Source organism: Bordetella sp. FB-8 (genome assembly GCF_000382185.1).
Lineage (GTDB): Bacteria > Pseudomonadota > Gammaproteobacteria > Burkholderiales > Burkholderiaceae_B > Bordetella.
Genome location: NZ_KB907784.1, coordinates 2,389,982 through 2,409,251 on the forward strand (window position 1 = coordinate 2,389,982; position 19,270 = coordinate 2,409,251).

The 19,270-nt window shown below is 64.5% G+C and carries 18 protein-coding genes and 1 tRNA gene; 12 read left to right on the top strand and 7 right to left on the bottom strand.

All coding sequences use genetic code 11. The features are described 5' to 3' along the window. Nucleotides 1-162 precede the first annotated feature (162 nt). A tRNA-His gene (locus H143_RS0111510) sits at nt 163-238 on the bottom strand. Between the two features lie 181 nt (nt 239-419). On the opposite strand from H143_RS0111510, the gene H143_RS0111515 reads away from it, so the two are divergent. From H143_RS0111515 to bamC, 5 genes are all read left to right on the top strand, one after another. After that, nucleotides 420-695, top strand: coding sequence for a hypothetical protein (locus tag H143_RS0111515; protein ID WP_019938397.1), 276 nt, complete (start codon nt 420-422; stop codon nt 693-695). 48 nt (nt 696-743) lie between these two features. Next, nucleotides 744-1,370: an L-threonylcarbamoyladenylate synthase gene (locus H143_RS0111520; protein WP_019938398.1), complete on the top strand. Its 627-nt coding sequence runs from the start codon at nt 744-746 to the stop codon at nt 1,368-1,370. A 34-nt stretch (nt 1,371-1,404) separates the two neighbouring features. Further along, nucleotides 1,405-2,052: a site-2 protease family protein gene (locus tag H143_RS0111525; RefSeq protein ID WP_019938399.1), complete on the top strand. Its 648-nt coding sequence runs from the start codon at nt 1,405-1,407 to the stop codon at nt 2,050-2,052. Between the two features lie 94 nt (nt 2,053-2,146). After that, nucleotides 2,147-3,037 (top strand): 4-hydroxy-tetrahydrodipicolinate synthase, encoded by an 891-nt coding sequence (dapA, locus tag H143_RS0111530; protein ID WP_019938400.1) that lies wholly within the window; start codon nt 2,147-2,149, stop codon nt 3,035-3,037. Between the two features lie 17 nt (nt 3,038-3,054). Next, a complete protein-coding gene (bamC, locus tag H143_RS0111535; RefSeq protein WP_019938401.1) occupies nt 3,055-4,227 on the top strand; it encodes an outer membrane protein assembly factor BamC in 1,173 nt (390 codons plus the stop codon). A 99-nt stretch (nt 4,228-4,326) separates the two neighbouring features. On the opposite strand, the gene H143_RS0111540 is transcribed toward bamC, so the two are convergent. Continuing rightward, nucleotides 4,327-5,517: a cupin domain-containing protein gene (locus H143_RS0111540; protein WP_026349962.1), complete on the bottom strand. Its 1,191-nt coding sequence runs from the start codon at nt 5,515-5,517 to the stop codon at nt 4,327-4,329. A gap of 18 nt (nt 5,518-5,535) precedes the next feature. Beyond that, nucleotides 5,536-8,139, bottom strand: a complete 2,604-nt coding sequence (mutS, locus tag H143_RS0111545; RefSeq protein ID WP_033366474.1) for a DNA mismatch repair protein MutS — start codon at nt 8,137-8,139, stop codon at nt 5,536-5,538. A gap of 282 nt (nt 8,140-8,421) precedes the next feature. Here mutS and H143_RS0111550 point away from each other — a divergent pair, with 282 nt between their 5' ends. Next, nucleotides 8,422-9,249 (top strand): mechanosensitive ion channel family protein, encoded by an 828-nt coding sequence (locus tag H143_RS0111550; RefSeq protein ID WP_019938404.1) that lies wholly within the window; start codon nt 8,422-8,424, stop codon nt 9,247-9,249. A gap of 148 nt (nt 9,250-9,397) precedes the next feature. Next, complete coding sequence (locus H143_RS0111555; RefSeq protein ID WP_019938405.1) at nt 9,398-10,405, top strand: tripartite tricarboxylate transporter substrate binding protein; 1,008 nt, start codon at nt 9,398-9,400, stop codon at nt 10,403-10,405. 68 nt (nt 10,406-10,473) lie between these two features. Here H143_RS0111555 and H143_RS0111560 read toward each other — a convergent pair whose 3' ends face one another. Then, the gene (locus H143_RS0111560) at nt 10,474-11,271 is read right to left on the bottom strand and encodes an RNA methyltransferase (protein WP_019938406.1); all 798 of its coding nucleotides are present in this window, start codon (nt 11,269-11,271) and stop codon (nt 10,474-10,476) included. A gap of 92 nt (nt 11,272-11,363) precedes the next feature. Between H143_RS0111560 and H143_RS0111565 the strand changes: the two genes are divergently transcribed. Beyond that, entirely contained in the window at nt 11,364-12,149 is a 786-nt protein-coding gene (locus H143_RS0111565; RefSeq protein WP_019938407.1) for an inositol monophosphatase family protein, read from the top strand. A 42-nt stretch (nt 12,150-12,191) separates the two neighbouring features. Next, nucleotides 12,192-13,790, top strand: a complete 1,599-nt coding sequence (locus H143_RS0111570; RefSeq protein ID WP_019938408.1) for a TerC family protein — start codon at nt 12,192-12,194, stop codon at nt 13,788-13,790. A 99-nt stretch (nt 13,791-13,889) separates the two neighbouring features. Here H143_RS0111570 and H143_RS0111575 read toward each other — a convergent pair whose 3' ends face one another. Genes H143_RS0111575 through H143_RS0111585 form a run of 3 tightly spaced genes read right to left on the bottom strand, consistent with a single transcriptional unit; the run spans nt 13,890 to nt 15,944 of the window. After that, nucleotides 13,890-14,681, bottom strand: coding sequence for a UDP-2,3-diacylglucosamine diphosphatase (locus H143_RS0111575; protein ID WP_019938409.1), 792 nt, complete (start codon nt 14,679-14,681; stop codon nt 13,890-13,892). Continuing rightward, a complete protein-coding gene (locus H143_RS20515) occupies nt 14,647-15,288 on the bottom strand; it encodes a peptidylprolyl isomerase (RefSeq protein WP_019938410.1) in 642 nt (213 codons plus the stop codon). Before H143_RS20515 ends, H143_RS0111575 begins: the two co-directional genes overlap by 35 nt. Further along, the gene (locus tag H143_RS0111585; RefSeq protein WP_019938411.1) at nt 15,288-15,944 is read right to left on the bottom strand and encodes a tetratricopeptide repeat protein; all 657 of its coding nucleotides are present in this window, start codon (nt 15,942-15,944) and stop codon (nt 15,288-15,290) included. Before H143_RS0111585 ends, H143_RS20515 begins: the two co-directional genes overlap by 1 nt. Before the next feature lie 151 nt (nt 15,945-16,095). Here H143_RS0111585 and cysS point away from each other — a divergent pair, with 151 nt between their 5' ends. From cysS to H143_RS0111600, 3 genes are read left to right on the top strand one after another with little or no spacing between them, the layout of a single operon-like run. Next, a complete protein-coding gene (gene cysS / locus H143_RS0111590) occupies nt 16,096-17,559 on the top strand; it encodes a cysteine--tRNA ligase (RefSeq protein WP_019938412.1) in 1,464 nt (487 codons plus the stop codon). Nucleotides 17,560-17,589: 30 nt separating this feature from the next. Further along, a complete protein-coding gene (locus H143_RS0111595) occupies nt 17,590-18,237 on the top strand; it encodes a DNA-3-methyladenine glycosylase (RefSeq protein WP_019938413.1) in 648 nt (215 codons plus the stop codon). 46 nt (nt 18,238-18,283) lie between these two features. Continuing rightward, nucleotides 18,284-19,249 (top strand): acetyl-CoA carboxylase carboxyltransferase subunit alpha, encoded by a 966-nt coding sequence (locus H143_RS0111600; RefSeq protein WP_026349965.1) that lies wholly within the window; start codon nt 18,284-18,286, stop codon nt 19,247-19,249. Nucleotides 19,250-19,270 lie beyond the last annotated feature (21 nt).

The following is a 19,270-nucleotide window of genomic DNA, read 5'->3' on the forward strand; positions in this document are numbered from 1 at the left end:
TAATTTTGTGCGGGTAACGTTGCTGAAGCCGAAACGAGTTCATACGCCTGCGCAGCAGGCTATATGACAAGCTTTAAAACGCCTATTACAGAAAAGTGCCTAATTCTTGAGGAATTCAAGCGCTTGAGCAATTCAGACGTTTAACTTTTTTGTAGATAACTTTGGGGTGGCCGATGGGACTCGAACCCACGACAGCCGGAATCACAATCCGGGACTCTACCAACTGAGCTACGGCCACCATAGCGTAACGGCTATTATGTGGCAGCCGTCACGGTAAAGAAGCGAGATTCTAGCACGATATTCCGGCGCATTTTGGGTTCTCGGGGCCACAATTGCCGGGTTTGCCCCTGTCGCGGCAAGGCCACAGTCGTGCGTAAACCGTCATCAAGCCACGGTATGCTGGGTTCAAGGAGTATCGCGTGATTCAAAACAATTGTGTCTACAAAGGTTATCGCCTGACCGCCAAGGTGCTGCGGGGCACCGCGCAGGAGGTGATGGCGGCCAATGCCAGCAGTCCGATCTTTACCGCCACAGTGCAGGTCGTCGCCGCCAATTCGATTCAGGATCCAGGTCACGAATATCAGGTGCCTTTTTTCGAGCAGGGCAGCGTCGTGTTCAGCCCTCGCGAGGCCGTGCAGGCGGCGGTTTCCCATGGGCAGTCCATCGTCGACGGCCTGATGGGCGTTCAGGGCTGAGCCTGGCCGTCTCCCAGGGAGGCGACGCGGCAATGCTAGGATAGTCGTATGGCTTTGCTCCTGACCCTGCATCCCGAGAACCCCCAACCCCGCCTGCTGCGCCAGGCGGCGCAATGGCTGCGCGACGGGGGGCTGCTGGCCGTTCCGACCGATTCCAGCTATGCCGTGGTGGCCCGGCTCGACGACAAGGAAGCCGCCGACGCCATGCGGCGCCTGCGCGGCCTGGACGAGCGCCACCATCTGACGCTGCTGTGCCGCGACCTGGCCGAGATCGGCCTGATGGCGAAAGTCGACAACCGCCAGTACCGGCTGATCAAGGCGGCCACGCCGGGGCCGTGGACCTTCATTCTGGAGGCCACGCGCGAGGTGCCGCGGCGGGTGTCGCACCCGTCGCGCAAGACCATAGGCATCCGTGTGCCCGAACACAAGGTCGCCCTGGCCCTGCTCGAGGAAAACGGCGAACCTCTGCTGTCGACCACGCTTATCCCCAAGGACGAAAAGGATGCCCTGAACGACCCCGAAGAAATCGTCGGGCGCTATGCGCACGAGCTGGCGGCGGTGCTGGACGCGGGGGCCTGCGCCCAGTCGCCCACCACGGTGCTGGACCTGACCGGCTCGGAACCGGTGGTACTGCGCCGGGGGCGCGGCGATCCAGCGCTGCTGGGCCTGGCATGAACACGCCGCAACCGCGCGCATCTACAATTTCCCCATGAACGAAATCATCCAGACCATTGCGGTCTATGCCTTGCCGCTGATCTTCGCGATCACGTTGCATGAAGCGGCCCACGGCTATGTGGCACGCATTTTCGGCGATCCGACGGCTTATCAGGCCGGCCGGGTAAGCCTCAATCCTGCCCGGCACATCGATCCGGTCGGCACCCTGCTGGTGCCGCTGGTGATGCTCCTGGGTGCCAAGCTGCTGGGGGGCACCGGCATGCTGTTCGGCTGGGCCAAACCCGTGCCGGTGGATTTCGGCCGCCTGCGCCGTCCCAAGAAGGACATGTTGTGGGTGGCGCTGGCGGGGCCTGCGGCCAATCTGGCCATGGCGCTGATCTGGACGCTGCTGCTGCGCGTCTACGCGGGCAGCGGCATGCATGAATATTTCTGGTTCGACATGGCGGTGGCCGGGGTGAATGTGAACCTGGTGCTCATGGCCATGAACCTGCTGCCTGTCCTGCCGCTGGACGGCGGGCGCATCCTTTTCAGCCTGTTGCCCAACCGCGCAGCCTGGCATTACGCCCGCATCGAACCTTATGGCCTGATCATCGTGCTGCTTTTGCTGGTCACAGGCGCGCTCGGACTGTTTCTGGAGCCGTTTCTGAGTTTTGGGCACATGGTCGTAAGCTGGTTCTTGTAATGGGAATTTGTATGGCGTTGCGGGCGTTATCCAGTAAACTCGTGGGTTTAATCCGCTTTCAACCGGCCTGGCGAATCCAGGTCTGGAGTTTTCGATGACAACGACCCCTGTCTTCCAAGGCAGCCTGGTTGCCCTGGTGACCCCTATGCATCCCGATGGCAGTCTCGATCTGGACGCCTACCGCGCGCTGATCGACTGGCACGTGTCCGAAGGCACGGACGCTCTGGTCGTCGTCGGTACCTCGGGCGAGTCGCCCACCGTTTCCATCGACGAGCACGCCGAGCTGATCCGCGTCGCGGTCGAGCATGCGGCCGGCCGCATTCCTGTCATAGCCGGAGTGGGTGCCAACTCCACCGCCGAAGCCATCCACCTGTCGCGTCATGCCCTTAAGGTCGGCGCGCAGGCGGGCCTGTCGGTCGTGCCCTACTACAACAAGCCCAGCCAGGAAGGGATGTACCGCCATTTTCGCGCCGTGGCGGAAGCCGTGGCCTTGCCTACGCTTCTCTACAACGTGCCGGGCCGGACGGTGGCGGACCTGTCGAACGAGACCGTGCTGCGCCTGGCCCAGGTGCCCGGCATCATCGGCATCAAGGATGCCACGGGCGACATAGGCCGCGCCGCGCTGCTGCTGCGCGGCGCGCCGGCCGGTTTCCAGATTCTGAGCGGCGACGACGCCACTGCGGCGGCACTCATCCTGCTGGGCGGGCGAGGCAATATCTCGGTTACCGCCAACGTGGCGCCGCGCCTGATGCATGAACTTTGCATGGCGGCGGCGGCGGGTGACCTACCCAAGGTGCGCGAGCTCAATGCACGCCTGGCCCTGCTTAACAAGGTCTTGTTCGTCGAGGCCAATCCCATTCCGGTCAAGTGGGCGCTAGCCCAGATGGGCCGTACCAAACTGGGCTATCGCCTGCCCCTGTGCGAACTGGGTGCGGCACACCATGCTGCGGTGCGCCAGGCCTTGAGCGAAACTGGTCTTCTTTGAATATCGCGAGGATACGTATGAAAAAGCGTCATGCCGGGCGTTGGGTTAAGCCCGCGGCATCGATTGCATTGGCCCTGAGCCTGGCTCAGCTGGCCGGCTGCGACAGCATCAACAATGCCATGGGCACCAACGAGCCTATCGATTACAAGAGCGCTCATTCCAGCGAGCCCTTGAGCATCCCGCCCGACCTGACCCAGGCGGCTTCTGATCCTCGCTATCGGGCACCGGACATGGGCGGCGCCACGTCATATAACCAATATCAGCAGCAGAGCAAGACGGCTGCCGCGGCGGTCGCCTCAGGTGAATCGGGCGGCAGCGTGCTGCCCCAGCGCAGCGACATGCGCATCGAGCGCGACGGCGACCTGCGCTGGCTGGTGATCGACCATCCGCCAAACCAAGTCTTCCCCAAGCTGGTGGATTTCTGGACGAGCGTGGGCTTTACGCTGACCACCAACGATCCGCAGGCCGGCTTGCTGCAGACCGATTGGGCCGAAAACCGTGCCAAGGTCGACGACAGCCTGATGTACAAATTGCTGGGTTCGTTCATGAGCAGCGCCTTCGACAGCGGCGAGCGCGAGCGCTTTCGCACGCGCATCGAACGGGTGAACGGTCACACCGAGGTCTACATCACCCATGAGCAGATGATCCAGAAGATGGAGAACAACAGTCCGAGCGCCCTGGCGGTCTGGACGAACGGCAAGCCGGACCCCGGTCTGGATGCCGCCATGATGGCGCGCCTGATGGTCTATCTGGGTACGAGCACCGACCGCGCCCGTCAGTTGCTGGCGCAGTCGCAGGCCGTCTCCAATGGCCCCGCCACCAAGCTGACCGCCCAGGACGGTGTGTCCGAGCTCACCATTGGCGAGCCGTTCGATCGTGCCTGGCGTCGCGTGGGCGTGACGCTGGACTCCGGCGGCTTCACGGTGAAGGATCGCAACCGCACCGCGGGCGACTACTACATCAGCTATCTGGACACCGATACGGGTGTGCGCCCCCAGGATCCCAATATCTTCAGCCGCTACCTGTTCGGCGCCAAGTCCGCCACGGCGCCGGAATACCGCCTGCACTTGAGTAACGACGGCGGGGCGCAAACGCAAGTGACCGTGCTCGATCAGAATGGCGCGCGCGACACCACGGTGACCGCCCAGCGCATCTTGAGCGTGCTCAAGAGCAAGATGCAGCAGATGTAAACATGCAGGCCGGGCTCATGGGCCCGGCGTTTGCAAGACAGGCCCGGGTTCGAGGAGATCCCGGGCCTGTTTTTTCCTGGCCGCGGCAGTGCGGGAGGGTCACGCTGCGACGTAATGCAGCCAGCCTGCCGACAACCAGTCGGCCAGGCAGGCTCGGGTGTCCTCGGTCAGCCTGAGGCAGCGCACATCGCTGCAAGCCAGGCGACGATCATCGGCCAGCGCACGCAGGGCGGGCGTAGGGAGAACAGGCGCGGTTTCGCCGTTGATGAATACCTGGCGGTCGCGGTAGAGCATGCGGCTGCGGCGATCGAGCACCAGCGCACCGTGCCGGGGCCACAGAGTTTGCAGATCAGGCGTGTCGTCAGAGGGCGTGAACACGCTCAGCGCGTTGGGTTCGGTGAACCAGCAGCCCAGGAAACGCGCCGCAAGCGCAGCGTCGAATCGCAGTTTGTTCAGCGTACCCAGCGTGGCTTGAATCAGCGCCTCGGGAAGTTCGGCTGGGTGCATCGAGGCGGGTTGGCCCGGATCGCGGTAGAGGCCGTCCAGTCGCGGACCTGGCAGCGGCGGGTCGCCATAAGGGCCAGCGGACTGGCCCAGCCGTGCCGAGGTCTGGTCGGCCGCGGCCTCGAGCAGGCCGCGGGCCAGCGTGGCCAGGCTGGGCGCGCGAAAGCCGATGGAAATCGTCATGCAGTCATCGTCCATCGCGATACCGTCGTGCGCGGCCTGCGGAGGCAGGTACAGCATGTCGCCGGGTTCGAGCACGACGTCTTCTTCGGGCTGAAAGTTGCTCAGTATCTTGAGCGGCAGGCCGGGCTCGATAGATAGGTCCTTCTGCATGCCGTAGCGCCAGCGCCGCCGGCCAGCGGCCTGCAGCAGGAAGACGTCATAGCTGTCGAAATGGGGTCCTACGCCGCCGCCCGTGGTGGCGATGCTGATCATGGCATCGTCCAGTCGCGCATCGGGCACGAAGCGGAACTGCTGCATCAGCGTGCACACGGCATCATCGTGCAGGTCCATGCTCTGCACCAGCAGCGTCCAGTCCGGCTCGCGCGCCTTGGGCAGGTGCGCGAAAGGTCCGCGCTCCATCTGCCAATGGCCTTGCTCGCGCCAGATCAGGCGCGATTCGACGTGATCCTGCCTGGCCAATTTCTTGAGCGCCGCAGCCGGGACGGGAGGTTTGAAGTCCGGGATGGCCTGACGGATGAGCAGCGGCTTGCGCTGCCAGTGTCGGCGCATGAAGCCCGAAGGCGAGAGTCCACCCAGCAGCGGCAGGGCAGTGTGGGGATCAATGGGCATTTCGGGTCAGCCTTACAGCAGCGACTTCAATTGATACAGCGCGTCCAGCGCTTCGCGCGGGGTGAGGCTGTCGGGATCCAGGTCGTTCAGTCTTTCGTGCAGCGCCTGCCGTGTCAGCAGCGTCTGTTCTTGCTCGGCTTGAGCCTGGCTTCGCGCCTGGGCATCGGCTGCGGCGGCGAAAAGGCCCAGTTGAGGTGTGGGCGCACCCTGCGATTCCAGGCGCTCCAGTTCGCGCGTGGCCTGGCGGATCACGGCCTGGGGAATGCCGGCGCGCTGCGCCACCTGGATGCCGTAGCTGCGGCTGGCCGGACCGTCCCGCACCTCGTGCAGGAACACGATGCCGCCAGCCGACTCGGCTGCGGCCAGGTGCACGTTGGCCGCGGTGTTCTGCTCCGCGGGCAGACGCGTAAGCTCGAAATAGTGCGTGGCAAAGAGCGTGAGGGCGCGATTGTGTGTCAGCAGCCTGTGGGCGATGGCCCAGGCCAGGGCCAGGCCATCGTAGGTGGACGTGCCGCGTCCTATTTCGTCCATCAACACCAGGCTGTGGGTCGTGCTGGCCGACAGGATGGCGGCGGCCTCGGTCATTTCCATCATGAAGGTCGAACGGCCGCCGGCCAGATCGTCGGCCGCGCCGATGCGGGTGAAGATGCGGTCGATGCTGCCTATGCGCGCGCGCGAGGCAGGCACGAAACTGCCTATGCGCGCGAGCAGCGCGATCAGCGCCGTCTGCCGCATATAGGTCGATTTGCCCCCCATGTTCGGGCCGGTGATGAGCAGCAGGCGGCGCATGGCGCCGAGCCGGCAGCCATTGGGCGTGAAGCGCTCGATGGTCTTTTCGACGACTGGGTGGCGGCCGGCCTCGATCTCGATCTCGGCCTCTTCGCTCAGCTCCGGCGCGGTCCAGTCGTTGCTGCGCGCATGTTCGGCCAGCGCGGCGGTCGCATCCAGCTCGGCCAGGGCGCCCGCGCAGGCCGACAGCGCCGTTACATGCGCAGCCAGTGTGTCGAGCAGGCTTTCATACAGCCATTTCTCGCGGGCGAGCGAGCGGTCCTGAGCCGACAGCACACGGTCTTCCCAGGTCTTGAGTTCGGGCGTTATATAGCGCTCGACGTTCTTGAGGGTCTGGCGGCGGCGGTAGTCCTCGGGCACCTTGTCAGTCTGCCCTTTGGTGACTTCGATGTAGAAGCCGTGCACGCGGTTGAATTCGACGCGCAGATTGGCAATGCCGGTACGTTCGCGTTCGCGTGATTCGAGCTGCAGCAGGAAATCGCCGCCGTCGGTGGCCAGGGCACGCAGTTCATCCAGTTCGGTGTCAAAACCCGCGGCGATTACGCCGCCGTCGCGCAAGGCCGCGGCGGGCTCGCCGGCGACGGCCTGTTGCAGCAGTTCGGCGATGCCAGCGTCAGGCGAAAGGTGCGCGGCGAGTTCGACCAGCCTCGGGCTGCCTTGCAGATCGTCCAGCAGCGCGCGCAGCGCAGGCAGAGCGGCCAGGGCATCGCGCAGGCTCGCCAACTCGCGCGGACGCACCGAGCGCAGTGCCAGGCGCGCGGCGATGCGTTCCATGTCGGGATAAGCGTTCAGAGCGCGGCGCAGTCCGTCGAGCAGGCTGCTCGATTCGAAGGGCTGGTCGGCGTCTGCGCGCGCGGCCATGAGCGCGGCGACGGCTTGCTGGCGGGCCCGCGCCGGCGCATTGTCGCGCAGCGGATGGTGCAGCCAGCGACGCAGCAAGCGGCTGCCCATGGGGGTGCGGCAGGTGTCCAGCAAAGAGAACAGGGTGGGCGCCTCTTCGCCCGACAGGGTCTGGGTAAGTTCGAGGTTGCGGCGCGTGACCGGGTCCAGCACCACGAACAGGCCGGGACGCTCGGCCTGCAGCTGCTGCACATGTGCCAGCGCCTGCGATTGCGTGCGCGTCGCGTAGCGCAGCAGCGCGCCGGCAGCGCAGATGCCGGCCGGCATGTCTTGCGCGTCGAAGCTTGCCAGCGAGTCGATCTTGAAATGCGCCAGCAGGTGGGCGCGGGCAGCGTCGTGCTCGAAATGCCAGTCGGGCACGCGCGAATTGGCGCCGTCGAAGGAGAAGGGCAGTTCGGCGCTCTCTGCGCAGACCAGTTCGGCCGGGGCGACGCGATGCAGTTCGGATTCGAGTTGAGCCGTCGCGCACTCGGTGACGCGGAATTCACCGCTGGCCAGGTTGAGCCAGGCCAGGCCGGCGCGCGATTCGGTTCTGCCAGGCTTGCCGCCTAAGAACACGGCGGCCAATGCGCGGTCGGCTTTGGCCGGCAGCAGGGCCTCGTCGGTCAACGTGCCTGGCGTGACGATGCGCACGATCTGGCGTTCCACCGGACCCTTGGATGCGGCCGGATCGCCGATCTGCTCGCAAATGGCCACGGACTCGCCCATGGCCACCAGACGCGCCAGATACTGTTCCATGGCGTGGACCGGAACGCCGGCCATGGGAATGGGCACGCCATTGGACGTGCCGCGTTTGGTGAGCGTCAGGCTCAGCAGGCGCGCGCCGCGTTCGGCGTCTTCGTAGAACATCTCGTAGAAATCGCCCATGCGGTAAAAGAGCAGCAGGGGACCGGCTTGCGCCTTCAGGCGCAGGTACTGGGCCATCATGGGCGTGTGGCCGGCGTAGGCGTCTGCTGTGGCCTGATCGGTGCGCGAAGTCATGGGCGAGATTGTATCGGGCCGGCAGGATAAAATTTGCGCAACGTTAACAAGGCATTGATTTATTTGGCGAAAAGCGAATTGCCACGAAGTTGTCCTTAGCCTTGTCCACACTGGGAGTGGATAAATCCCCGGCGCCGGCCGTTTATGCAGTGCAGGAATCTGGGCGCGCATCGTCTGTTAGAGTTGCTGAATTTGCCGCGCGACGGATGCGCGATGCCTGGAGGAAATATGGAATCTGCATGGAACAACGCGGTCGCCCTGATGCCACGCCTGGTGGATATGGGGTTCAATCTGGTGGTGGCCATTGCGATACTGGTCATAGGCTGGTGGGTATCGGCCCTGCTGGGCAAATGGGTGCATCACGTGGCCGAGCATTCCGGTCGGGTCGATCGCACCGTCATTCCCATGTTCAAGACCACCGTGGCCTGGGCCATACGGGTCTTTACGCTGATCGCGGTACTGGCGCGCTTCGGCGTGCAGACCGCCAGCCTCATCGCGGTATTGGGCGCCGCCGGCCTGGCGGTAGGTCTGGCCTTGCAGGGTACGCTGCAGAACATCGCCGCCGGTATCATGCTGCTGCTGTTGCGGCCGATCCGCGCAGGCGAGGCGATCGCGCTCAGCTCCGGCGCGTCGGGGACGGTGGACGAGATCGGCCTGTTCATCACGCGCATCGAGCAGTTCGACGGCATTGTCGTCTTGCTGCCCAATAGCACGGTATGGACGGCTACCATTACCAATTACAGCCGCAATACCCAGCGTCGTCTCGACTTGCCCGTCATCGTCAATTACGGCGACGACCTGGACGCGGCGATCGCGCTGGTGAACAAGGTTGTCGGCGCGCACCCCATGACCGAAGCCGACCCCGCGCCTATCGTCAAGGTCAACGATTACAAGGACACCGGCACGGAAATCAATGTGCGGGTCTGGAGCAAGGCCTCCGATTACTGGGACCTGCGCTGGGACCTGTTCCACCAGATCCGCGTGGTCATGGCGCGCGAAGGCTTTCGTCCGCCGGCCCAGGGGCGCGACCTGCGCAAGGCCATGCCTCGCGCTTAGCGCCGACAGGCCCTCGGGCGTCCCCGCAGTTCGGCGGCGGGGCGTCCGGGTATAGCATCTGTCCGGGAACATTCCATTCTTATAAAAGTCCGCGCAAGCTCTCGGTCTCGCCCTGTTCGCGCGCGGACGCCATACCGGAGACTCGTTCATGACTTCTTCTGTTCTGCCGCGGCGCCGTTCATTCATCCGCAAGGCGGCCGTGCTGGCCGCTGGTCTGGCGGGCGCTTTCACCCTGTCCGCCGCGCAGGCCGCCTATCCCGACCAGCCCGTGCGGATGCTGGTCGGCTTCTCGGCCGGCGGCACGACCGACATCGTGGCGCGTACTCTGTGCAAGGAACTCACCACCACGTTCAACCAGGCCTTCGTCGTGGAAAACCGGCCCGGCGCGGGCAGCAACTTGGCCGCTGGCGAAGTGGCGCGCGCCAAGCCCGACGGCTACACCCTGCTGATGGTGGCCGTCACCAGCGCCATCAACCAGACCCTGTACAAAAGCCTGCCCTTCAATCTGGAAACGAGCTTCAAGCCGGTGGCTCTGGGCGCCAAGGTGCCTAATATCCTGGTGGTCAATCCCCAACTGCCAGTCCATTCCGTGCAGGAACTTATCGCCTACGGCAAGGCCCACCCGGGCATGCTGGCCTTTGCTTCATCGGGCAGCGGCACCTCCATCCACATGGCCGGCGAGCTCTTCAAGCTCAAGACCGGCCTCGACATGACGCACGTACCCTACAAGGGTTCGGGTCCGGCCATCAGCGATCTGGTCGGTGGCCATGTGCAACTGATGTTCGACAACATGCCCTCGTCGTGGCCTCAGGCCAAGGCCGGAAAGCTGCGCGCGCTGGCGATCACCACCAGGCAGCGCTCCGCGGCCGCTCCCGATCTGCCCACGATCGAAGAGCTGCATCTCCCGGGATTGGATCATTTCGATGTGTCATCGTGGTTCGGCGTGATCGCGCCGGCCGGTACGCCCGATGAGGTCGTCGACAAGCTCAACGCCGCCATCGAAGCGGCCTTGAACAAGCCCGAAGTCCAGGCCCGTTTTGCCAACCTGGGCGCGCAGATCGAGTACACCACGCCCCAACAATTCGGAGCCTTCATCAAGAGCCAGGTCGATACGTGGCGGCCGGTTGTCAAGGCATCGGGCGCGACAGTCGATTGAGCCCGGCGCGACGCCCCAAGGGCGAGCAGGCCGCATTGTGACTCAGGCCCGCAGCCGAATCTGCGGGCCTATTTCTTGCCGCCCGATTCGGCGCGCCGCGCCGTGGCCAGCACGGCCGTGCATACGCCGCGCAGCATGTCGATCTCGTCGCGGGTCGGCGTCTGGCGGTTGAAGAGGTGCCGCATGCGCGGCATGAGCTTCTTGGGATGCGCCGGGTCGAGGAACTGCACCGCGATCAGCGCGTCTTGCCAGTGGGACAGAAAGGCCTGCACGGCGGCGCCGTCGGCGGGCACCGCGCCCGGATCGGGCTGCTGCGCCGTCGAGACGGGCAGCATGGCCGCGCCGCTGGCATGCAAGAGGGCATAACGCACCTCCCAGGCGGCCAGCTGCAGCGCCTGCGCGACGTTGAGCGAACTGTATTCCGGGTTGGCCGGAATGTGGCAGATGCGATGGCACAGGGCGATCTGGGCATTGGTCAAGCCCGAACGCTCGGTGCCCAGCACGATGGCGACGCAGCCCTGTCCGTTTTCAGCCAGATGCGCGCCAGCCAGTTCGGCCGCCTGGCGGATGTCGCAAGGCGGCGGCCCCAGGTCGCGCACGCGGGCTGTCAAGGCGAATGCCAGCGTGACGGGCGCCAGCGCCTCTTCCAGCGTGGCGTATACCTGGGCGTGTTCCAGCACGTCGGCGGCGCCGCTGGCCAGGGCCACGGCTTCGGGCTGGGCGGCCAGGTCTGGCAGCCGGGGTTCGACCAGCGCCAACTCGGAGAACCCCATGGTCTTGATGGCCCGCGCGGCCGAGCCGACGTTGCCGGGGTGACTGGGCTGCGTCATGATGAAACGCACCCGCGAAAATGCCTGCTGGGTCATTTAAATTAAAATAGGTGGTTTTGGCCTATCCGGCTGCCGCGTATTGGCGGCGGCACGGCCGCGATCCTGCTCTTGACTCGTACGGAACCCTAATGCATCCGATGCTCAACACCGCCATCAAGGCGGCCCGGCGTGCCGGCACCATCATCAATCGCGCCAGCCTCGACCTGGAGCGCCTCAGCGTGGCGCGCAAGGGTCCTCGCGATTATGTCACGGAAGTCGACCGTGCCTCGGAAGAAGCCATCGTCGAGGCGCTCCTGGCCGCCTATCCCGACCACGCCGTGCTGGGCGAGGAATTCGGCCTGCGCGGACCCGAGAACGCCGAGTTCCAATGGATTGTCGATCCGCTGGACGGCACCACCAATTTCATCCACGGCCTGCCCAACTACGTGGTGTCGATCGCCTTGCAGCATCGCGGGCATCTCACCCAGGCCGTGGTGTACGATCCTTCGCGCAACGAACTTTTCACCGCCAGCCGCGGCGGCGGTACGTTCCTGAACGACCGCCGCGTGCGCGTGTCGGGCCGCACGCGTTTCGCCGAGGCCCTGCTGGGCGCGCACTGGCCCGGCTCGACCGGTCCGACCATGGGCGCGGCGCGCTTTGCCGCGATGGCCGAAGGCTGCTCCAGCGTGCGCCGCCTGGGCGCCGCCGTGCTGGACCTGGCCTATGTGGCCAGCGGCCGGTTGGACGGCTTCTGCGGTGTGGGCCTCAAGCCCTGGGACCTGGCCGCGGGCAGCCTGCTGGTAACGGAGGCGGGCGGCCTGGTCGCCGATTTCGATGGCGAGCAAAGCTGGATGTCGACCGGCGATGTGCTGGCCGGCAGTCCGAAGATCTTCGCGCAGATGGTCGCGGGGCTGCAGCACAAGCCTGCAGTCTGATGTCTGTACCATAGGACTATCTGAATTGCCGGAGAGCCCTTGATGGAATGGTTGTTCGATCCGACTGCGTGGGTGGGCCTGTTTACGCTGGTCATCCTCGAAATCGTCCTGGGGATAGACAACCTCATCTTTATCGCCATCCTGGCGGACAAGCTGCCACCCAAGCAGCGCGATCGTGCACGCATCATGGGTCTGAGCCTGGCGCTCATCACGCGGCTGGTTCTGCTTTCGGTCATGTCCTGGCTGGTCACGCTGACCCGCCCGCTGTTCTCGCTGGGGCCGTTTTCCTTCTCGGGCCGCGATCTCATCCTGTTGCTGGGCGGGCTGTTCCTGCTCTTCAAGGGCACGGTCGAGCTGCATGAGCGCCTGGAAGGCGGCGTCTATGCCGACGGCCTGGGCAAGCGCATTTATGCCAGCTTTTGGGTCATCGTGACGCAGATCGTGGTGCTCGATGCCGTGTTCTCGATCGATTCGGTCATCACCGCCATAGGCATGGTCGAACATCTGGTCGTCATGATGATGGCCGTGGCGATCGCCATCTGCATCATGCTGGTGGCTTCCAAACCGCTCACGCGCTTTGTCAATGCGCATCCCACCGTGGTGGTGCTGTGCCTGGGCTTTTTGCTGATGATCGGTTTTTCGCTGCTGGCCGAGAGCCTGGGCTTCAAGGTGCCCAAGGGCTATCTGTACGCGGCCATCGCCTTTTCCGCCGCCATCGAAGGACTCAACCAGCTGGCACGGCGCAATTTGCTGCGTCTGGACGGCACGCGCCCCATGCGCGAGCGCACGGCCGAAACGGTGCTGCGCATGCTGGGCCGTCGTCCGCTGGACATCGAACCCGACGACGATGTGCCGCCGTCCGCCCAGGCCGCGCAAAAGGCCTTCGGCGTGGAGGAGCGCAATATGGTCAGCGGCGTGTTGACGCTGGCCGAGCGTAGCATCCACTCGATCATGACTCCGCGCACCGACGTAACCTGGATCGACATCGGCGACGACACGGCCGAGATACGCCGCCAATTGGATGAGGCCCCGCACAGCTTCTTTCCCGTTTGCCGCGGGGCGCTCGATGAGATCGTCGGCATAGGCCGGGCCAAGAACCTGGTGGCCGATCTGATCACCCAGGGCCGCATCGACAGCAGCCACCTGCGCGAGCCGATCATCGTGCACGAGTCCACCGACATCCTGCGCCTGATGGACATACTCAAGCGCTCGCGCGGGCAACTGGTGCTGGTGGCCGACGAGTTCGGCGCCATTGTCGGCCTGGTCACGCCCATCGACGTGTTCGAGGCGATTGCCGGTGAATTTCCCGACGAGGACGAAATGCCGGATATCCTGGCCGAACGCGAGGATGTATGGCGCATCGACGGAGCGGCCGATCTGCACCATGTGGAGCAGGTGCTGGAAACCGATGGGCTGGTCGACGAGCCGCAGGACTACACAACGCTGGCGGGATATCTGCTGGCGCGATTCGGGCAATTGCCCAAGCCCGGCGATATGTGCGAATACGAGGCGCACAACATGCGGTTCCGCTTCGAGGTCTTGCAGATCGAAGGGCGGCGCATTGCTTCGGTGCGGGTCGAGAAGTCGCACATCGAGCCTGAAGCGCCGGATGGCGAGTCGTACGAGAAACCTGCCGCTTAGGTTCTTGAGACGTCGATCGCATCGATAGCATTGCTGCATCGAGGCCCAACCCCGGCACGGCAAACGCTTTAAGAGCCCAACAACAATCACGGCGGCGATTCAGAGGTCCTGAAACCGCAGGCCGTCTTTGTCGATCACCAGCCAGCCGCCGCGCTTGGGTTCGGCATGATCCAGTTCCCAATCCGGCAGTACCCAGCGCTCGCAGCGGCGGCCGTCCACGGCGAACACATGATGCGCCGGGCGGTGTGTATGGCCGTGCACCACGACGCTCGCGCCGCTCTCGCGCAAGGCGGCATCCACTGTATCGGGACTTACGTCCATGATCTGCAGCGGCGTGCCGCGCTTGACCTGCATGCTCTTGGCGCGTGCCTTGCGGGCAAAGTCCTGGCGCCAGGCTAGGCTGGACATGAGGAAGAGTTTTTGCAGCAGAGGATTGCGCGCCGCGGCGCGCCAGCGCTGGTAGGCGCGGTCGTCTGTGCAATATTCGTCGCCGTGCGAGAGCAGTACGGGGCCGCGCGGCGTTTGCAGCAGAACGACCTCGGGCAGCAGGTGCGCGCCCAGTTCGCGGGCCAGGCGTTGGCCGATGAGGAAATCGCGGTTGCCGCGTCCCAGATAGAGCGGCAGGCGCGAGGCCGCCGCCTTCATTGCGGCAAGTGCCTCGGCCAGCCAGTGGGGCGGGTCGGCGATTGTGTCGTCGCCTACCCAGACATTGAAAATGTCGCCCGGCAAAAGCACAGTGGCCGCCTCGTCGGCGGCCTTGTGCAGAAAGCCCAGGAAGGCCTGTTGCGTGGCTGGCGTGTCGGCACCCAGGTGCAGATCGGACGCCAGCCAGGCGGGGCCTTCCGGCAGCGCGAGCTTATTGAAGGATTTCGGCTTTCTTGATGACCACATCATCGACGGGTACGTTCTGGTGAAAACCGCTGTTGCTGGTCTTCACCGCGGCGATCTTGTCGACCGTGTCTTCGCCCTCGGTGACTTTGCCAAATACAGCATAGCCCCAGCCAGTGGGCGTGGGCGAGGTGAAGTTCAGGAAATCGTTGTTGGCCACGTTGATGAAGAACTGCGCCGTGGCCGAGTGCGGATCGCTGGTGCGCGCCATGGCGATCGTGTACTTGTCGTTCTTCAGGCCGTTGTTGGCCTCGTTCTCGATAGGCGCGTGGGTGGGCTTTTGCTTGAGGCCCGGCTCGAAGCCGCCGCCCTGGATCATAAAGCCGGCGATCACGCGGTGGAAGATCGTGTCGTTGTAGAAGCCTTCCTTGACGTAGGTCAGGAAGTTCTCGGTGGTCTTGGGGGCCTTCTCGGCGTCCAGCGTCAGGACGATGTCGCCCAGGTTGGTTTCCAGCTTGACGCGAGGGTGGGTGTTGCTCATTTGCTGAGTGCCTTTGTCTGTTTTGGTGGAAGAACCGGGGGCGGCGGTCTGAGCGCCCGCACCCAGGGGGAGCAGGGCGGCCAGCGCAAGGGCGCAGGCCGACAGGCGAATCGAATGCTTGAAATACATCATTGCGGAGGGGCTTCCTTCATTTGGAGGCGGGCCGCGCCGGGGTCGCGCGATGCCAGCTGCTTGAGGTTGGCTTGCGCGTCGGCGTAGCCGGGGTCGACCTGCAGCGCCGTGCGCAGCGCTGCGCCAGCCTGCTTCAGCTTGCCCTGCCGGACATAGAGCGCCGCCAGATTGTTCCACGGTTCGGGCAGTTCGGGAAAGCGAATGGTCATGTCCTTGTAGATCGCGACGGCCTGGTCGATGCGGCCCAGCCCGACCAGCACGCGCGCATGCTGGAACATGAGCTGCACGTCGGTGCCGGGCTTGCCCTGGAGCTGGGCCTGGCGCCATTCGATCAGCTTCAGGGCGCCGGCGTAGTCGCCCCGGTCGATCAGGGTTGCGATGTGATCGGTGATTTGCGACGGCGTGGGCTTGAGCCGGGTGTCGACATCGGGACGCAGTTTGTCCATTTCCTTGGACAGCCATTGCCAGCCCTGCTCCGGCGGGTAGGGGTCCAGCGTCGTAAGACGGGAATTGTCGACGAGGACGCCGCCGCCGCCCATGGACTGGGCCTGGGCGGCCTGCGGGCAGATTGCCAACGCGGCCAGCGTGGCGGCGATGGACATGGCCAGCGCGGCAAGTCGGAAACGCGGCATCGGGATCATGGCTATGGGCATGGCGGTGGCTTGAGGAAGCGGGCTGCCCGACCTCTCGGGGCAGGGCAGGCCGCTTGCTATACTTGTCGACCGCCATTTTAGCTCGGCATTTCGGCTCGCATGCCGCGACTCGCGATCCACCGGGCAATTCGTTCGGGCAATCCGCCTTTTCATGCTGCAGATCTATAACTCGCTTACGCGTAGCAAGACGCCATTCACGCCTGTCGAACCCGGCAAGGTGCGCATGTATCTTTGCGGCATGACCGTGTACGACTTCTGCCACCTGGGCCACGCCCGCATGCTGGTGTCCTTCGATGTGGTGCAGCGCTGGCTGCGCGTCAGCGGCTACGCCGTCGATTATGTGCGCAATATCACCGATATCGACGACAAGATCATTCGGCGCGCCGTCCAGTCCAATCGCAGTATCCATGAAGTCACCGAGTTCTACATCGCTGCCATGAACGCCGATGCGCAGGCTCTGGGCGTGGAAAAGCCCACGCACGAACCGCGCGCCACGCAGTATGTGGGCCAGATGCTGGGCATCATCGCCACGCTGCAGGAAAACGGTTTGGCATACGAGGCGGCTGATGGCGACGTGAACTACTCGGTCCGGGGCTTTCCCGGTTACGGCAAGCTTTCGGGCCGCTCGCTCGACGATCTGCGGGCCGGAGAGCGCGTTGCCGTAGGCTCGGCCAAGCGCGATCCGCTGGATTTCGTGCTGTGGAAGGCTGCCAAGCCCGAAGAGCCCGCCGATACCAGGTGGAACCCCGCCGACTACGGTCATGCTTATGGCCTGGGCCGGCCCGGCTGGCACATTGAATGCTCGGCCATGAGTCGCGCCCTGCTGGGCCAGCCTCTGGACATTCACGGCGGCGGCCCCGACCTGAAGTTTCCGCATCACGAAAACGAAATCGCCCAGACCGAAGGCGCTTTCGGCGGCATCATGGCCAATACCTGGATGCATTGCGGTCCGCTGATGGTCGGCGCGGACAAGATGTCCAAGTCGCTGGGCAACTTTCTTACCATTCGCCAGGCGTTGGCCGAAGAAGCCAGCCTGTCGGATGATCGGGCTGCCTACGAGGTGCGCCCGCGCGAGGCTGAAATGGTGCGTTTCTTCATCGTGCGCAACCACTACCGCAGCCCGCAGAGTTTTATTCCCGGCAACCTGATCGATGCACAGAGCGCGCTCGACAGCCTCTATCAGACTCTGCGCAACGTCGCGCCCGACTGGCTGAACATCGACTGGAACGAGCCCCAGGCGCAGGCCTTCAAGGCCGCCATGGACGACGACTTCAATACTTCGGGCGCCGTGGCCGCGCTGTTCGAACTGGCCTCCGAGGCCAACCGCACCCAGAGCGCGCGTGCGGCGGGTCAGCTCAAACAGTTGGGCGGCCTGCTCGGTCTGCTGCAGCAAGACCCGCAAGCCTATTTCCAGAGTGCCACGCGCTATCGCGCCGGCGCGGCCGCTGCCGCCGCGCTCGATGCCGATGCCGTCCAGGCGCGCATCTCGGCCCGTGCCGCGGCCAAGCAGGCGCGCGACTTCGCCCTGGCCGACCGCATCCGCGACGAATTGCGCGCGGCCGGCATCGAGCTCGACGACAAGCCGGGCGGCCTCACCCAATGGCGTCGCGCCTGATCGGCCGTGCCTGACCGGAGCCACACCCGCATGTCCAGTTCCGCCGATACTCCCATTGCAAAGCCCGACTATTGGGACGAGGCCGTCGCGCATCTGATCAAGCGCGACCGCATACTCAAGAAAATCATTCCGCAGCATCCCGAGGTTTGGCTGACCTCGCGCGGCACGCCCTTCATCACGCTGGCGCGCGCCATTGTGGGCCAGCAAATTTCCACCAAGGCCGCTGACGCGGTCTGGAATAAGTTCATCGCCGCGGTGGGCAAGCGTCCGTCACCCGCAGCAGTGGTCAAGACGGGCGTGCAAGGCCTGCGCGCCGCCGGCCTGTCCCAACGCAAGGCCGAATATGTGCAGGATCTGGCTACGCACTTTGGCGAGCGCCGGGTGCATCCCGAAAAATGGGCCTCCATGCCCGACGAGAACGTCATCGATGAATTGGTCGCCATTAGGGGTATAGGCCGATGGACAGCGGAGATGTTTTTGATCTTCAATCTCCAACGGCCGAATATCCTGCCGCTGGACGACCTGGGGTTGCTCAGGGCGATCTCGTTACACTATTTCAGTGGTGAGCCGGTCTCGCGGTTCGAAGCCCGCGAAGTTTCGCTGGCATGGCAGCCCTGGCGCACGGTGGCGACCTGGTATCTCTGGCGCAGCCTGGACCCGATTCCGGTCCAGTACTGAAATCAGGCCATTGCAAATCAAGGCGCCTTTCAACGGAACCTTCTACATGCCTATTACATTCCTGGAATTCGAACAGCCCCTGGCCGAACTGGAAAACAAGATCGAGCAGTTGCGCTACGTGCAGGCTGACTCGGCGGTCGACATTTCCGACGAGATCAGCCGGCTGCAGCAAAAGAGCCAGGCGCTGGCCAAGGAAATCTACGGCAGGCTTACGTCCTGGCAGACCGCGCTGGTGGCGCGCCATCCTCAGCGGCCCTATACGCTGGACTACGTGCGTGAGATTTTCACCGATTTTCATGAGTTGCATGGCGATCGCATGTACGCCGACGATCAATCCATCATCGGCGGCATGGCGCGCTTTAATGGCGCGGCGTGCATGGTGATCGGTCATCAAAAAGGCCGCGACACCAAGGAGCGCGCCGCGCGCAACTTCGGCATGCCGCGTCCCGAGGGCTATCGCAAGGCCCTGCGCCTGATGCAGCTGGCCGAGAAATTCGGCCTGCCGATCTTCACCTTCGTCGATACGCCAGGCGCCTATCCCGGTATCGGCGCCGAAGAGCGCGGCCAGTCCGAGGCCATCGGCCGCAATCTGTACGTCATGGCCCAGCTCAAGGTGCCGGTCATCAGTACCATCATCGGCGAAGGCGGCTCGGGCGGTGCGCTGGCCATTGCCGTGGGCAATGCCGTGCTGATGCTGCAGTACTCGACCTATTCGGTGATTTCGCCCGAAGGCTGCGCGTCCATCCTGTGGCGCAGCGCCGACAAGGCGTCCGACGCGGCCGAGGCCCTGGCCATTACCGCGTCGCGCCTGAAGGACCTGGGCCTGGTCGATCGCGTGGTCAACGAGCCTGTGGGCGGCGCCCAGCGCGATCCGCGCGTCATGGCGCGCCTGCTGCGCCGCGCATTGGGCGATGCCTTGCGTCAATTCCAGGACATGAGTCCGGAAGAACTGGTCGAGCAGCGCTTGCAGCGCCTGCTGTCCTTCGGCCGCTACCAGGAAGTGAAGGCCTGAACCCGCAAAGGGTAGGCCTGC